Origin of the sequence: Pseudorhodoferax sp. Leaf267 (assembly GCF_001422405.1) — a bacterium.
Taxonomy (GTDB): Bacteria; Pseudomonadota; Gammaproteobacteria; order Burkholderiales; family Burkholderiaceae_C; genus Pseudorhodoferax.
Window position 1 is genome coordinate 276527 of record NZ_LMMV01000001.1, and the last position, 14628, is coordinate 291154.

Consider the following 14628-nt stretch of genomic DNA (forward strand, 5'->3'; position numbering starts at 1 on the left):
GGCTGCTGTGGGCCGATGCTGCCCGTCACACCGTGCGGTTACGCGCGAGTGGCGGATTCTTGGCGAAGTACGCGCGGATACCGCGCATGATGGCGTCGGCCAAGTCGTCCTGGTAGGCCTCGCTGCGCAGCTTGGCCTCTTCGTCGGGGTTGCTGATGAAGGCGGTCTCGACCAGCACGCTAGGGATGTCGGGCGCCTTCAGCACGGCGAAGCCGGCCTGTTCGACGCGTGGCTTGTGCAGGCGGGCCATGCCGCCGATCTCGCCGAGCACGGCGCTGCCCAGCTTCAGGCTGTCGTTGATCTGCGCGGTGGTGCTCATGTCCAGCAGCATGCGCTGCACGTGGGCGTCCTTGGCCTTCACGTTCACGCCGCCGATCAGGTCGGCCTGGTTCTCCTTGTTCGCCAGCCAGCGCGCAGCCGTGCTCGTGGCGCCGCGCTCGCTGAGCGCGAACACGCTGGCGCCGCGCGCGGCCGGCGTCGTGAACGCGTCGGCATGGATGCTGATGAACAGGTCGGCCTGCACGCGCTGGGCCTTTTGCACGCGCACCTGCAAGGGCACGAAGAAGTCGGCATCGCGCGTCATGAAGGCGCGCATGGGGTTGCCATTCACGCTGGTCGCGTTGATGCGCTCGCGCAGCTTGTGGGCCACGCGCAGCACGATGTCCTTCTCGCGCGTGCCGCTGGGGCCGATCGCACCAGGGTCTTCGCCGCCATGGCCCGGGTCCAGCGCCACGATGATGAGCCGGTCGGTGCGCGCGGGCGCGGCAGCCGGTGCGGGTGGGCGCCTGGCGACCTTGGGCGGCTCCTCGGGTGCGCCGGCCAGTGTGCCGTGCGGCAGCGTGGGCGAGGGCGGGCGCACGGTGCTGGTGGCCGGGTCGGGCAGGGGTTTGATCTGCCCGGGCGGGGGCGACTCGCGCAGCTCCGGGCCGGTGTGGCGCGCGATCAGGTCGTCCAGCGGGTCGGGCGTGCCGGCAGGCGCGGCAGCGGCCGCGGCGGGCGGCTTTTCGCGCAGGCGCTCATCGATCAGTGCCTGCAGCGGGTCTTCCTGCACGGCGGGGTACAGGTCGAACACCAGGCGGTGCTGGTAGGCGGCCACGGGCTGCAGCGAGAACACCTGCGGCTTGGCCGGGCGCTTCAGGTCGATCACGAGGCGCACCACGTTCGGCGAGTATTGGCCGACACGGATGCGCTCGATGTTGGGGTCGTCGGCCTGCACGCGGCCCACGAGCTCGCGCAGCGATGCATCCAGCGTGAGGCCCTCGATGTCCACCGCCAGGCGCGGCGGCTCGGTGACGAAAGTCTGGTGCGTGACCAGTGGCACGTCGGACTCGATGGTCACGCGCGAGTAGTCGGGCGCGGGCCATACACGCACGGCCACGATGCCGGCGCCGCGTGCCACGTGCTGCACGCCCAGCAGCAGCACCAGCGCACCGCGCTGCAACAGGGCGCGGCGCTTCACTGGCGGGTCTCCGGGGCGGCGAGGCCGGACAGCAGGCGCTGGCCGGTGGTGGTGCCGGCCGTCAGCGTGACGGCGCGCTGGGCATCGGCTTGGGTGTCGATCACGATGTGCAGGTCGGGTGTGGGCAACAGCGCGCCGGCCTTGTCGGGCCATTCCGCGAGCTTGAGGCCGGGGCTCGCGAAAATGTCGCGAAAGCCTGCGTCCTCCCACTCGCGCGGGTCGTTGAAGCGGTAGAAGTCGAAATGCCAGGCGGGAAGCGGCGGCTGGCGGCTGTCGATGTGGTGCGGCTCGACCACGGCGTAGGTGGGGCTCTTGATGCGGCCCTGCACGCCGAGCGCGCGCAGCAGGTGGCGCACCAGCGTGGTCTTGCCGGCACCCAGGTCGCCTTGCAGGGCAATGAACACGTCGGCGATGTCGGCCTGCAGGGCCAGCCGTTCGGCGAAGGCCTGGGTCGCGCCCTCGTCGGCCCACAGCAGCCGCAGGTGCGGCGCAGGGGCGGTTTCTACAATGGGCGGGTGACGGGTGCTGTGGTCCAGATCGATGCTCTCCAACTGGTGTCCCGCATTCGGGACTGGGCCAGTGCGCTCGGATTCTCCCAAATCGGCGTGGCCCCCATCGATTTGTCATCGGCCGAGCCGGGTTTTGCGGCCTGGCTGGCCCAGGGCTTCCATGGCGAGATGGGCTACATGGCCGCGCACGGCATGAAGCGCGCGCGCCCGGCAGAGCTGGTGCCCGGCACGCTCAGCGTGCTGACCGCGCGCATGGACTACCTGCCGCAGGACACGCCTTCCGACTGGCAGGGCATCGAGTTTGCACGGCTGGCCCGGCCGACCGAGGCCGTCGTCTCGCTCTACGCCCGGGGCCGCGACTACCACAAGGTCTTGCGCACGCGGCTGCACAAGCTGGCCGAGCGCATCGCGCTAGAGGTGGGCCCGCTGGGCTTTCGCGCCTTCACCGACTCCGCGCCCGTGCTGGAGGCCGAGCTGGCCGCACGCAGCGGCCAGGGCTGGCGCGGCAAGCACACGCTGGTGCTGCACCGCGAAGCCGGCTCGATGTTCTTCCTGGGCGAGATCTACCTGGACATCGCGCTGCCGGCCAGCGCCCCTGTTACGGCGCATTGCGGCCAGTGCCAGGCCTGCCTGGACGTGTGCCCCACCGGCGCCATCGTCGCGCCACACCGCGTCGACGCGCGCCGTTGCATCTCTTACCTGACGATCGAGCACGCAGGCCCGATCCCCGTCGCGCTGCGGCCCCTGATGGCCAACCGCATCTACGGCTGCGACGACTGCCAGCTCGTCTGTCCCTGGAACAAGTTCGCCGGCCGCGCCACGCTGCCCGACTTCGACACCAGGGGCGGCCTGGCCGGCGCGCAACTCACGGACTTCTTCGGCTGGACCGAGGCCGAGTTCCTGCGCCGCACCGAGGGCAGCCCCATCCGCCGCATCGGCCACGAACGCTGGCTGCGCAACATCGCGGTGGCACTGGGCAACGCCGTGCGCGTGGCGGGCGCTGCAGAACGGCCGGCGCTGCAGCAGGCGCTGCAAGCGCGCGCCGACGATGGCAGCGCGCTGGTGCGCGAACACGTGGCCTGGGCGCTGGCGCAGGCTTTTTGATCGGCCGCGTCACAGGCGTCGCGTGCCGTGCAGCCAGAATGGCGTTCGTCCTCTCATCTTCGCGAGCCCAGCATGTCACTGCACAGATCCAAACTTTCTCTGGCCCTCGTCGTCGCGGTGGCCCTCACGGGCTGCGCCGCCAGCGTGAGCCGGCCCACGGCGACCACGGCACAGGCCCGCATCGCGGCCCCCGCGGCCACCAGCAAGCTGTTCGTCGTGCTCGTGCCCGGTGCAGACCTGCCCAAGACCGACGCCAACTGGGAGGCGCTGCGCGAGGAATGGCAGACCAGCCTGGCGAGCGCCGCTGCGGCGCAGCAGGTCGACGTGGCGCTGCTGCCGCGCGAGCCCCAGACCATCGCGCCGTCGACCGTGCTGGCCCGGGTCACCGTCAACGACTACCGCTACGTGTCGCAGGCCAAGCGCTACGGCCTGGGCGTGATGGCCGGCAACGCCTACATGGACCTCGATGTCGAGTTCTTCTCGGCCCCCGGCAAGCAGTCGATCGGCACACGCAAGTTCTCGACCTCGTCGAGCGCCTGGCAGGGCGTGTTCTCCGCGATGACGCCCAAGCAGGTCGAGGCCGTGGCGTCGGAGATCGTCAAGGAAGTGGCGCAGAAGTAGCCGCCCTGCGGCGCCTAGCGCAGCACCCCGAGCGCGAAGGGCAGGCTGGCCATGCCCAGCAAGGTGGACAGCGTCACCAGCCCTGCCACATACGGCCCGTTGTAGCCCATGCGCGCGGCCAGCACATAGCAGCTCGACGCGGTGGGCAGGCCCGAGAAGATCATGAGCACCGTGGTCTGCACGCGCGTCAATCCCAGTGCCCAGGCCAGGCCCAGCGCCACCAGCGGCAGCACGCCGTGGCGGATGGCGAGCAGGCCCACGGCCAGGGCCTTGGCGCGTGCCAGGGGGCCGAACTGCATGCCGGCACCGGCGGCCATCAGGCCGAGCGCGAGCGACGCCGCGCCGATGCGCGCGGTGGTGGGCTCAAGCCACGGCGGAATGGACCAGCCCGCCAGGTTCAGCGCCAGGCCCGACACGGTTGCGATGATGAGCGGGTTGCGCAGCAGCTCGCGCAGGAAGCCGCCCTGCGCGTGGCGCGCCATGGGCCAGACCGCGGCCACGTTGAGCATGGGCACGCACACGCCGATCAGCACGGCGATCATCTGTAGGCCCTGCGGCCCGGCCAGGCGCTCGGCGATCGCGAGCGCAATGAAGGAGTTGAAGCGAAATGCGATTTGCGCGGCGCCGGCGTGCTCGCGCCGGTCGATGTGCCGGCCCAGCCCCGGCCAGTGCGGCAGGCTGTAGGCCAGCGCGATGCCGACCAGGCTCATGCCGACCCCGGCCAGCATCAGGCCGGACGTGGCGGCCAGGTCGATGCGCGTCCTGAGCACCGACTGGAACAACAGCACCGGGAACAACAGGAAGTACACGAGCTTCTCGACCGGGACCCAGACATCGCGGTCCAGCGGCGAATAGCGGCACAGCAGAAAGCCGATCAGGATCAGCGAGAAATCGGGCAGCAGCAGTTGCGCGTAGTTCACGGGGCAGGGCTCGTTCGGGCGGCCCAGAATACCAGTGCAAACCCTGTGCAATCAGGCCCTGCGCCAGAGGGTGCGTTTTTATAATCCGCCGCACCCGGCACGCGGCCGGCGGTTGCCGCGGCCATCCCCTCGATCCACCTTCCCGGAGATTTCCTCGATGCAACGTCGGACCGTTTTCACCCTTGCGCTGCTGGCCGCAGCAGGCCCCGCGCTCGCGCAGTCGTATCCGACGAAACCGATCCGGCTGGTGGTGCCGTTCGCCCCGGGCGGCACGACCGACATCATCGCCCGTGTGATCGCCGACCCGCTGGGCCGCGTGCTTGGCCAGCCCGTGGTGGTGGACAACAAGGGCGGTGGCGGCGGCATCATCGGCGCCACGGAGACCGCGCGCGCACAGCCCGACGGCTATGCGCTGGGCGTGGCCACGGTGTCCACCACGGCGGCCAACCCGGCCATCAACACCAAGATCCCGTACAACCCGCTGACCGACTTCACGCCCATCGTGAACGTGGCGGCCACGCCCAACATCATCGCGGTGCACCCCTCGTTCCCGGCCAAGGATTACAAGAGTTTCCTGGCCGAGATGAAGAAGTCGCCCGGCAAGTACGCCTACTCGTCCTCCGGCACGGGCGGCATCGGCCACCTGCAGATGGAGCTGTACAAGAACATGACGGGCCTGTTCGTCACGCACATCGCCTACCGCGGCGCAGGCCCGGCGCTCAACGACACCGTGTCCGGCCAGGTCAACATGATCTTCGACAACCTGCCGTCGGCATTGCCCTTCGTGCAGAGCAACCGGCTGGTGCCGATCGTCGTGGCCGCGCCGCAGCGGCTGGCCGTGCTGCCCAATGTGCCCACCTTCAAGGAGGTCGGCCTGGAGCCCGTGAACCGCATGGCCTACTACGGCATCGTCGGGCCGAAGAACCTGCCCAAGGAGATCGTCGACAAGGTCAACGCCGGCGTGCTCAAGGTGCTGGAAGACCCGGCCGTGCGCAAGCGCATCGAAGAGACCGGCTCGCTGATCATCGGCAACACGCCCGAACAGTTCGCAACGCAGATCAAGGCCGAGTACGAGGTCTACAAGAAGGTCGTCGCCGACTCCAAGCTGACGCTGGAGTGAGCGAGGCAGCTCTTTCGCCCCAGAGCCAGCAGCGCATCGATGCCTTCATCGACGCGCTGTGGCTGGAGCAAGGCCTGTCGCGCAACACCTTGTCGGCCTACCGGCTCGACCTGAGCCTGTACGGCCAGTGGCTCACGGCCCAGGGCCGTGAACTCGACGCCACGCGCGAGGCCGACTTGCATGCCTATTTCGCCGCGCGCCACAGCGCCACCAAGGCCAGCTCAGCGAACCGCCGCCTGACGGTGTTCAAGCGTTACTTCCGCTGGGCGCTGCGCGAGCGCGCGATCACGGCCGACCCCACGCTCAGGCTGCAGGCCGCGCGCCAGGCGCTGCGCGTGCCCAAGACCCTGAGCGAGGCCCAGGTCGAGGCCTTGCTGGCTGCACCTGATGTGGACACCGCGCTTGGCGTGCGCGACCGCACCATGCTGGAGCTGATGTACGCCAGCGGCCTGCGCGTGAGCGAACTGGTCACGCTCAAGACCTTCCAGGTCGGGCTGAACGAAGGCGTGGTGCGCGTGACCGGCAAGGGCGGCAAGGAGCGGCTGGTGCCGTTCGGCCAGGTCGCACAGGAGTGGCTGGAGCGCTACCTGCACGGCGCGCGCTTTGAGGTGCTGGAGGGCCGCCAGAGCGAAGACCTGTTCGTGACCTCGCGCGGCCCGCATGCCGGCCATGCCATGACGCGCGTGATGTTCTGGGTCATCGTCAGGAAATACGCACTGGCCGCCGGCATCAACGTGGCCCTGTCACCGCACACGCTGCGCCATGCCTTCGCGACGCATTTGCTGAACCATGGCGCCGACCTGCGCGCCGTGCAGCTGCTGCTGGGCCACGCGGACATCTCGACCACCACCATCTACACGCATGTGGCGCGCGAGCGGCTGCATGCGCTGCACGCAAAGCACCACCCGCGGGGCTGAAGCCGCGCGCGGATGCCTTGCGCATCGCACTCAGGAAGCGTCGACGACCTCGGCCCAGGCCAGCGCCTGCAGGTGCGCCCAGTTGACCTGGCGGTTCGACAGGTGCAGCGCATTGGCCACGCGCGCAAAGACCTCGTCGTTGCCGCTTTCGCAGGCTTCGGTCAGTTCGAGGAAGGGCGCGTAGACGCCCTTGCGCTGCAGCAGCGCGTCCAGCACGGGCTGGGGCAGGGCGACCGAGTCCAGCGCCTGCTTCAGCGGCACGCCCAGCATGGTGTCGAGCAGCGAGAACACGCCGACCACGAAGGCGTTGTCGCATTCCTCGGGGGCCAGCAGCTCCGCGGCCAGCAGCTCCATGAGCCGCCCGCGCACCACGGCGGTCTGGCCCACGGCCGGAGGCGGGCCGCCGCTGCGCGAGGTGGTCATGAGCAGGGCCGCCCAGCGGAACAGCTTCTTCAGGCCCAGGATCATCACCGCATGGCGGAACGAGGTGATCTCGCACGACAGGCCGAAGCCCGAGGAATTGATGAAGCGCAGCAGGTTGAACGACAGCGTCGGGTCCTTCTTGAGCAGCTCCTCGATCTCCACCGTGCTGGCCTGGTTCCGCACCAGGTTGATGAGCTGGAGAATCGTCGCCTGCGAGGGCCGGATGGTCTGGGCCCGCACGAGCGCGGGCTTGGCGAACCAGAAGCCCTGGAACAGCTTGATGCCATAGCCGACCAGCGTCTTGTGCTGCTCGGCGGTCTCGACCTTCTCGGCGATCAGCTGCGCGGTGGTGTTGGCCTGGGCGAAGCGCACGAAGGCCTCGATCTTCTCGGGCGCCAGCACCATCATGTCCAGCTTGATGAACGAGGCCAGTGCGCGCCAGGGCGCGTAGCCGCGCGTCAGCACGGTGTGGTTGAAGGCAAAGCGAAAGCCGCGCTTGCGCAGGTCTTCCAGCACGGCGACCCGGCTTTCGATCTCCTCGGCCGTGTTGTTGGCGACGGGCGGCACTTCCAGCACCACCTTGTCGGGGTGGATCAGCTCCAGGTGGCCGCCAGCCAGGCTGTCGTGCGTGCAATTGATGAACACCAGCTTCTTGCCGACCAGCACCTCGGTGTCGGCGAAGGACAGCGCATTGAACAGCAGCGCAGCGTCGCTCTCGGCCGTGTGCTGCTCAGGTGAGATCGAGCGGTCGAACAACTCGTAGCCCAGCACCGCCCGCGTCTCGTCGACGATGGCCTGGCGTGCAATCACGGCCTGGCTGTCCTGTTGCGCGTCTGGAGCGACTTTCGTGGGCAGGAGTGCATCGGGGATGGTGGTCATGGATAGGCGGCGCAAGTGGCGGATTTTAGAAAGACGACCCAGCGATCGACAGGCGCCTTTCGTAACAAATTCACTCGACCAGCGCGTCCGCCCAGGCCAGGGCGTCCAGGTGGGCCAGATTGATCTGCCGGTCCGACAGGTGGAGTGACGCCGCTGCGCGCCGAAAGTTCGGGTCGTCGCCGGCCTCGCAGGATCTGGCCAGGGCCAGCAGCTCGCCAAAGGGGCCCGTGCCGTGCAGCAGCGCGTCGACGATGGGCCGTGGCAGTGACAACAGTTCCACGGCCCGGTCCATCGGGATGCCCAGCATGGCGTCGAGCAGCGAGAACACGCCGACGACGAACGCACTGTCGCACTCTTCGGGCCCCATGGATTCGGCGGCCAGCAGTTCCATGAGCCGCCCGCGTACCACAGCCGTGCTGCCCACGACGGGTGGGGCGCCGCCCGCGCGCGAGGCCGTCAGCAGCAGCGCAGCCCAGCGAAAGAGCCTCTTCAGCCCCAGCAGCATGACGGCCTGGCGGAACGAGGTGATCTCGCGCGCCAGCCCGAAGCCCGAGGAGTTGATCAGGCGCATCAAATTGAAGCCCAGCATGGCGTCCTTCTTGAGGACTTCCTCGATCGCGTCGGTGCTGGCCTGGCTGCGCACCAAATTGATGAGATGCACGACATTGGCCTGGGCTGGCGCCAGCAGGCGCGTGCGGATCAGATCAGGCTTGGCGAACCAGAAGCCCTGGAACAGGTCGACGCCGTAGCCGGACAGTTGCTCGTACTGGGCGGCCGTCTCGGTCTTCTCGGCGATCAGGCGGGCGCTGGTGCGCGCCTTGGCGGCCTGCAGCATCTGCGGCAGCTGCATGGGGTCGATGGCCGACAGGTCCAGCTTGATGAAGTCCGCCAGGGCCAGCCAGGGCGCGTAGGCGGACTTCAGCACGGTCTGGTTGAAGGCCAGCCGGAAGCCGCGCTTGCGCAGGGCCGCCAGCGCGTGCGAGCGGCCTTCGATGTCGATGGCGTCGTCACCCTCGATGGGCGAGATCTCCAGCACCAGGCGATCGGGCTGCACCAGGTCCAGGTGGCCACCGGCCAGGCTGTTGTGCGTGCTGTTGACGAAGATGGTGAACTGCCCGACCAGCACCTCGCTGCCGGTGTGGGCCAGCGCGTTGAACACCAGCGTGACATCGCTGGCGGCCGAATGGTCGTCGGCTGCATGCGAGCGGTCGAACAACTCGTAACCGAACACCGTGCGGCGGCCGTCGACGATGGGCTGGCGCGCGATCAGCACGGGGGTGTCGGTGGCGGTGGGCATGGACGGCGAAAGAGCAGGAGGATGCGGCAACTGCCTTCGATTCTAGGGCTCGGCCTTTTGATTTGCGCCTTCATTCAGTCCAATCCACCGGTCGACTGGCGCGACAATCGCGCGTCATGACGAGTCTTCGCCCCGCCGCGCTGTCGGCGCTGCTGCAGCCCGACCCCGCACGCAAGGCCGAACAGGCACTGGCCCTGTCACAGGACATGGCCGTCGACGCCGCGCTGGCGTTGCCCGTGCCGCCGGGCATTCCCGGCCGCCCGGCGGCGCCCGTGCTCGTGCCGCACCAGCAGCTCAAGCCCCGGCCCGTGCACACGCTGCAGGGGCGCGCCACGTTGTTGCATGCGCTGGCACACATCGAGTTCAACGCCATCAACTTGGCCTGCGACGTGCTGTGGCGCTTCACCGGGCTGCCCGAGGCGTTTTACCGCGACTGGGCGCGGGTGGCGCGCGAGGAGGCGCTGCATTTCCAGCTGCTGTCCGCGCACCTGCAGGGCCTGGGTTTTGCCTACGGCATGTTCCCCGCGCACAACGGCCTGTGGGAGATGGCCGAGAAGACGCAGGATGATGTGCTGGCCCGGCTGGCGCTGGTGCCGCGCACCCTGGAGGCGCGCGGGCTGGATGCGGCGCCGCCGATCCGTGCCAAGCTGATCGCCGCGGGCGATGCGCGGGCGGGTGAGATCCTGGACATCATCCTGCGCGACGAGGTCGGCCATGTGGCGATCGGCAACCATTGGTATGGCTGGCTATGCGGCCAGCGCGGCCTGGAGCCGGTGGCGACCTACGCGGAGCTCGCACAGCGCTACCGGGCGCCACGGCTGCGCGGCCCGTTCAACCTGACGGCGCGGCGTGCGGCCGGCTTCAGCGAGGCCGAGCTGGCGGCGCTGCAGGGTGGCGTGGCGGCCGCAAGTGCCTCCCTACAATGAGATCCACACGCAACACGAGGAAAGCCCATGGCACTGTATGCATTGGATGACAACACGCCGCAGGTGGCGCCAACGGCCTGGGTGGCAGACAACGCGCAGGTCATCGGCGGCGTCTCGCTGGCCGCGGACAGCAGCGTCTGGTTCGGCGTGGTGGCGCGTGGCGACAGTGCTGCGATCTCGATCGGCGAGGGCAGCAACATCCAGGACAACAGCGTGCTGCATGCCGACGACGGCGTGCCACTGACCATCGGCAAGCATGTGACTGTGGGCCACCAGGTCATGCTGCATGGCTGCACCATCGGCGACGAGACGCTGATCGGCATCGGCGCCGTCGTGCTCAACAACGCGAAGATCGGCCGCAACTGCCTGGTCGGCGCGGGCGCGCTGGTGACCGAAGGCAAGGAATTCCCCGACGGCTCCATGATCATCGGCAGCCCGGCCAAGGCCGTGCGCCAGCTGAGCCCCGAACAGATCGAAGGCCTGCGCCGCAGCGCGCAGCACTACATCGCCAATGCGCGGCGCTTCCGCGCCGGCCTCAAGAAGATCGCCTGATGTCCGAACTGCGCAAGTTCCTGTTCGACGGCCTGCCGGTGCGCGGCGCCATCGTGCGCTTGACCGACGCCTGGCAGGAGATCCTGCGCCGGCGCGCTTCCAACGCGGCGACCGGCGCCTATCCGCCGCCCGTGCAGGCGCTGGTCGGCGAGATGACGGCCGCCGCCGTGCTGATGCAGTCGGGCATCCAGTTCGAAGGCGCGCTGGTGTTGCAGATCTTCGGCGATGGGCCGGTCAAGGTCGCGGTGGTCGAGGTGCAGTCGGACCTGCGCGTGCGCGCCACCTGCTCGGTGGTCGGCGATGTGGCAGACGATGCCGACCTGGGCGACATGGTCAACCAGACCGGCCAGGGCCGCTGCGCGATCACGCTGGACCCGACGCACAAGATGCCCGGCCAGCAGCCCTACCAGGGCGTGGTCGCGCTGACCAGCGACGAGGACCGCAGCTTCACGCGCGTGGCCGACGTGCTGCGGCACTACATGCTGCGCAGTGAGCAGCTGGACACTTTGCTGGTGCTGGCCGCCAACGACGAGGTCGCGGCGGGCCTGCTGATCCAGCGCCTGCCGGTCAAGGGGGATGCCAACCTGGCGGGCCAGGCCGCGCGTGGCGAAGCCGAGGCGCCGGTGGCAGAGGACGCCGACGTGCAGGGCCGCAACGAACACTTCAACCGCATCGCCCACCTGGCCTCGACGCTGACGCGCGACGAGCTGCTGAGCCTGGACGTGGAAACGGTGCTGCGCCGGCTGTTCTGGGAAGAGCAGGTCATGAGCTTTACCCCGCTGACGGGCGAGAGCGGCCCGCGCTTTGCCTGCACCTGCAGCCGCGAGCGCGTGGGCAACATGATCCGCGGCCTGGGCGTGGCCGAGGCCGAGAGCATCCTGGCCGAGCGTGGCGACATCGAGGTGTCCTGCGAGTTCTGCGGCCAGCAGTACCGGTTCGACCCGGTGGACGCCGCGCAGATCTTCGCGCCGCCCGGCTCGCTGACGCCGGGCTCCTCGTCCGTCCAATAGCGGGCTACGGCGCCAGCAGGCGCCGGAACAGGCGGTGTTCGCAATCGCCGTCGCCGCAGGTGTCGCAACTCCAGCGTACGGGCGACCCGCTCTGCGCCGTGGGGCCGACCAGCGCGGCGATGCGCGGGTCGGCACGCAAGGCACGCTCGGCATGGGCCAGCCGCGCCATGGACTTGCCGTAGACCGTCTGGTAGGGCAGGCCCGCGCCGTCCAGCGCGGCGCGCACCAGCGCATCGACGGGTGCCTGCACATGCGGGCCGTCGCGCTGCAGGCCATCGGCCACCCAGGGCAGGTCCAGGCCCATGACCAGGGTCCGCGCGTAGCTGCGTTGGTGGGCGAGCGCGAAGCCGTAAAGCGTGCGGTCGCCGAACAGCAGGTCGCTGTAGACCGCAATCATCAGCGGCGTGGTGTCGGCGATCACGAAGTCGGGCGTCGGGTTGGCCTGCTCGGCCTGGGCCACGCGGGCCGCCTGCTCCTGCGCGATGCCCATCTGTTCGTGCGGCTGTGGCGTGCGGCCGGCCTGGGCGCACCATTCGCGCAGCACCTCGGGCACCAGCGCCACGGTCCGGCCCTGGCCGCGCAGCGACTGGGCCAGGGCCTGCGACAACGCGGTCTTGCCGCTGCTCTCGGCGCCGAGCAGCGCGATGCGCAAGGGCGTCACGGCGCGGCCGGGGCGAGCCGTCGCTTCCAGGCCTGCCAGCCGACAAAGCTGAGCACGATGAACAAGGCGTAGAGCCCGGTCGTGAGCCACAGGCCCTTGTAGGCGAACAGGCCCACGCTGACCGTGTTCACGGCCAGCCAGGCAAGCCAGTTCTCGATGTATTTGCGGCCCAGCAGGTACTGGCCGACCAGGCTCACGGCCGTGGGAAAGGCGTCCCACCAGGGCACGTCGGTGTCGGTGAAACGCTGCAGAAACAGGGCCACGGCCGGCCACAGCACGGCGCAGGCGGCGACCACCGCCCAGGCGCCGCGCGCCGACAGCCTGGTCACGCGCAGCACCGTGCCATCAGGCCGGCGGCCACGCAGCCACTTGACCCAGCCCCAGAACGCGACGAGCGCGAAGAAGATCTGCAGCGCCGCATCACCGTAGAGCCTGCTGCGCGAGAACAAGCCGAAATACAGCAGTGAGCTCACGATGGCCAGCGGCCAGCCCCAGTGCCGCTCGCGGATGTTGAAGCCCACCATGGCCAGCGCCAGCACCACGGCGACGAGTTCCAGCCAGCTGGTGTCGGCGCCCCACAGCGTGAAGGCGGGCGACAGCAGCCAGTGCCACGGCGCGAGCAGGGCGTCGGGCATTCAGCGCACGAGCTGCACGAAGACTTCGTTCGGCTTGACCATGCCCAGCTCGATGCGCGCCTTTTCCTCGACCATTTCCAGGCCCTCCTTGAGGTCGCCCACCTCGGCCGACAGCCGCTCGTTGGCCAGCTGGGCCTTGGCGTTGTCGGCTTTCTGGGTTTCCAGGCGCTGCTGCAGGTCGCTGACGTTGGAAATGCTGCCGCGCCCGAACCAGAGCTGGGCATGCACGACCACGAGCAGGACCAGCAGCACGGCTGGCACGAAACGCGAACCCATCACGCAGGCCTCAGACGCGGATCAGCGCAGCGTGTTGAACGCGCGGCGGCCGGGGTAGCTGGCGACGTCGCCGAGGTCTTCCTCGATGCGCAGCAGCTGGTTGTACTTGGCCATGCGGTCCGAGCGCGACAGCGAGCCGGTCTTGATCTGTCCGGCATTCGTGCCGACCGCGATGTCGGCGATCGTGGAGTCCTCGGTCTCCCCCGAGCGGTGGCTGATGACGGCCGTGTAGCCCGAGCGCTTGGCCAGCTCGATGGCGGCGAAGGTTTCGGTCAGCGTACCGATCTGGTTGATCTTGATCAGGATGGAGTTGGCCACGCCACGCTCGATGCCTTGCTGCAGGATCTTGGTGTTGGTCACGAACAGGTCGTCGCCGACCAGCTGCACGCGCTTGCCCAGCACCTCGGTCTGGTGCTTCCAGCCATCCCAGTCGCCTTCGGCCATGCCGTCCTCGATGCTGATGATGGGGTACTTGTCGACCCAGCTGGCCAGCATGCCGGTCCATTCCTCGCCGGTCAGCGACAGGCCTTCGCCTTCGAGCACGTAACGGCCGTCCTTGTAGAACTCGGAGGCGGCGCAGTCCAGGCCCAGGGCGATCTGCTCGCCGGGCTTGTAGCCGGCGGTCTCGATGGCCTGGATGATCATCTGGATCGCGGCCTCATGGCTGGCCACGCTGGGCGCGAAGCCGCCCTCGTCGCCGACGGCCGTGCTGATGCCCTGGTCGTGCAGGATCTTCTTGAGCGCGTGGAACACCTCGGCACCGTAGCGCAGCGACTCGCGGAAGCTGGGCGCGCCGACCGGGATGATCATGAACTCCTGCAGATCCAGCGAGTTGTTGGCGTGCGCGCCGCCGTTGATCACGTTCATCATCGGCACCGGCAGCTGCATGCCGCCCATGCCGCCGAAGTAGCGGTACAGCGGCAGGCCCGATTCCTCGGCCGCGGCACGCGCCACGGCCATCGAGACGGCCAGCATCGCGTTGGCACCCAGGCGCGACTTGTTGTCGGTGCCGTCCAAGTCCAGCAGGGTCTTGTCCAGGAAGGCCTGCTCGGAGGCATCCAGGCCCAGCACGGCTTCGCTGATCTCGGTGTTGACGTGCTCGACCGCCTTGAGCACGCCCTTGCCCAGGTAGCGGCTCTTGTCGCCGTCACGCAGTTCGATGGCTTCGCGCGAACCGGTGGAAGCGCCCGAGGGCACGGCCGCGCGGCCCATGGTGCCGGATTCCAGCAACACGTCGCACTCGACGGTCGGGTTGCCGCGGCTGTCCAGGATCTCGCGACCCACGATGTCTACGATGGCACTCATTGGATGTCTACTTT

General features: G+C 68.9%; 16 protein-coding genes. 7 read left to right on the forward strand and 9 right to left on the reverse strand.

The genetic code is table 11. The features are described 5' to 3' along the window. Positions 1-25: 25 nt before the first annotated feature. Positions 26-1459, reverse strand: a complete 1434-nt coding sequence (locus ASF43_RS01305; protein ID WP_056175592.1) for an N-acetylmuramoyl-L-alanine amidase — start codon at positions 1457-1459, stop codon at positions 26-28. Then, complete coding sequence (tsaE, locus tag ASF43_RS01310; RefSeq protein WP_369803209.1) at positions 1456-2010, reverse strand: tRNA (adenosine(37)-N6)-threonylcarbamoyltransferase complex ATPase subunit type 1 TsaE; 555 nt, start codon at positions 2008-2010, stop codon at positions 1456-1458. The genes ASF43_RS01305 and tsaE overlap by 4 nt, the downstream gene beginning before the upstream one ends. A gap of 48 nt (positions 2011-2058) precedes the next feature. Here tsaE and queG point away from each other — a divergent pair, with 48 nt between their 5' ends. Both queG and ASF43_RS01320 read left to right on the forward strand, forming a co-directional pair. Further along, positions 2059-3072, forward strand: coding sequence for a tRNA epoxyqueuosine(34) reductase QueG (gene queG, locus ASF43_RS01315; RefSeq protein WP_369803238.1), 1014 nt, complete (start codon positions 2059-2061; stop codon positions 3070-3072). 72 nt (positions 3073-3144) lie between these two features. Further along, entirely contained in the window at positions 3145-3693 is a 549-nt protein-coding gene (locus ASF43_RS01320) for a DUF4410 domain-containing protein (protein ID WP_082497535.1), read from the forward strand. Between the two features lie 14 nt (positions 3694-3707). Here the strand turns inward: ASF43_RS01320 and ASF43_RS01325 are convergent, their stop codons facing one another. Then, a complete protein-coding gene (locus tag ASF43_RS01325) occupies positions 3708-4613 on the reverse strand; it encodes an AEC family transporter (RefSeq protein WP_056175597.1) in 906 nt (301 codons plus the stop codon). 157 nt (positions 4614-4770) lie between these two features. On the opposite strand from ASF43_RS01325, the gene ASF43_RS01330 reads away from it, so the two are divergent. Then, positions 4771-5733, forward strand: coding sequence for a tripartite tricarboxylate transporter substrate binding protein BugE (locus tag ASF43_RS01330; protein ID WP_056175600.1), 963 nt, complete (start codon positions 4771-4773; stop codon positions 5731-5733). Beyond that, on the forward strand, positions 5730-6650 hold the full coding sequence (gene xerD, locus ASF43_RS01335; RefSeq protein WP_056175604.1) for a site-specific tyrosine recombinase XerD: 921 nt from the start codon (positions 5730-5732) through the stop codon (positions 6648-6650). Before ASF43_RS01330 ends, xerD begins: the two co-directional genes overlap by 4 nt. A gap of 30 nt (positions 6651-6680) precedes the next feature. Here the strand turns inward: xerD and ASF43_RS01340 are convergent, their stop codons facing one another. Next, positions 6681-7952 (reverse strand): EAL and HDOD domain-containing protein, encoded by a 1272-nt coding sequence (locus tag ASF43_RS01340; RefSeq protein WP_056175607.1) that lies wholly within the window; start codon positions 7950-7952, stop codon positions 6681-6683. Between the two features lie 70 nt (positions 7953-8022). Next, complete coding sequence (locus ASF43_RS01345; protein WP_056175609.1) at positions 8023-9249, reverse strand: EAL and HDOD domain-containing protein; 1227 nt, start codon at positions 9247-9249, stop codon at positions 8023-8025. 116 nt (positions 9250-9365) lie between these two features. Here ASF43_RS01345 and ASF43_RS01350 point away from each other — a divergent pair, with 116 nt between their 5' ends. From ASF43_RS01350 to ASF43_RS01360, 3 genes are read left to right on the forward strand one after another with little or no spacing between them, the layout of a single operon-like run. Continuing rightward, on the forward strand, positions 9366-10175 hold the full coding sequence (locus tag ASF43_RS01350) for a ferritin-like domain-containing protein (protein WP_056175613.1): 810 nt from the start codon (positions 9366-9368) through the stop codon (positions 10173-10175). Between the two features lie 27 nt (positions 10176-10202). Next, entirely contained in the window at positions 10203-10727 is a 525-nt protein-coding gene (locus ASF43_RS01355; protein ID WP_056175615.1) for a gamma carbonic anhydrase family protein, read from the forward strand. Continuing rightward, positions 10727-11737 carry an Hsp33 family molecular chaperone HslO gene (locus tag ASF43_RS01360; protein WP_056175619.1) on the forward strand — a complete coding sequence of 337 codons (1011 nt, stop codon included), beginning with the start codon at positions 10727-10729 and terminating at the stop codon, positions 11735-11737. Before ASF43_RS01355 ends, ASF43_RS01360 begins: the two co-directional genes overlap by 1 nt. 4 nt (positions 11738-11741) lie before the next feature. On the opposite strand, the gene ASF43_RS01365 is transcribed toward ASF43_RS01360, so the two are convergent. The 4 genes from ASF43_RS01365 to eno are packed head-to-tail and all read right to left on the reverse strand — an operon-like array spanning position 11742 to position 14614. Further along, a complete protein-coding gene (locus tag ASF43_RS01365; RefSeq protein WP_082497536.1) occupies positions 11742-12398 on the reverse strand; it encodes an AAA family ATPase in 657 nt (218 codons plus the stop codon). Then, complete coding sequence (gene pnuC / locus ASF43_RS01370; RefSeq protein ID WP_056175622.1) at positions 12395-13033, reverse strand: nicotinamide riboside transporter PnuC; 639 nt, start codon at positions 13031-13033, stop codon at positions 12395-12397. The genes ASF43_RS01365 and pnuC overlap by 4 nt, the downstream gene beginning before the upstream one ends. After that, the gene (ftsB, locus tag ASF43_RS01375) at positions 13034-13309 is read right to left on the reverse strand and encodes a cell division protein FtsB (RefSeq protein WP_056175624.1); all 276 of its coding nucleotides are present in this window, start codon (positions 13307-13309) and stop codon (positions 13034-13036) included. A gap of 21 nt (positions 13310-13330) precedes the next feature. Further along, the gene (gene eno, locus ASF43_RS01380) at positions 13331-14614 is read right to left on the reverse strand and encodes a phosphopyruvate hydratase (protein ID WP_056175627.1); all 1284 of its coding nucleotides are present in this window, start codon (positions 14612-14614) and stop codon (positions 13331-13333) included. Positions 14615-14628 lie beyond the last annotated feature (14 nt).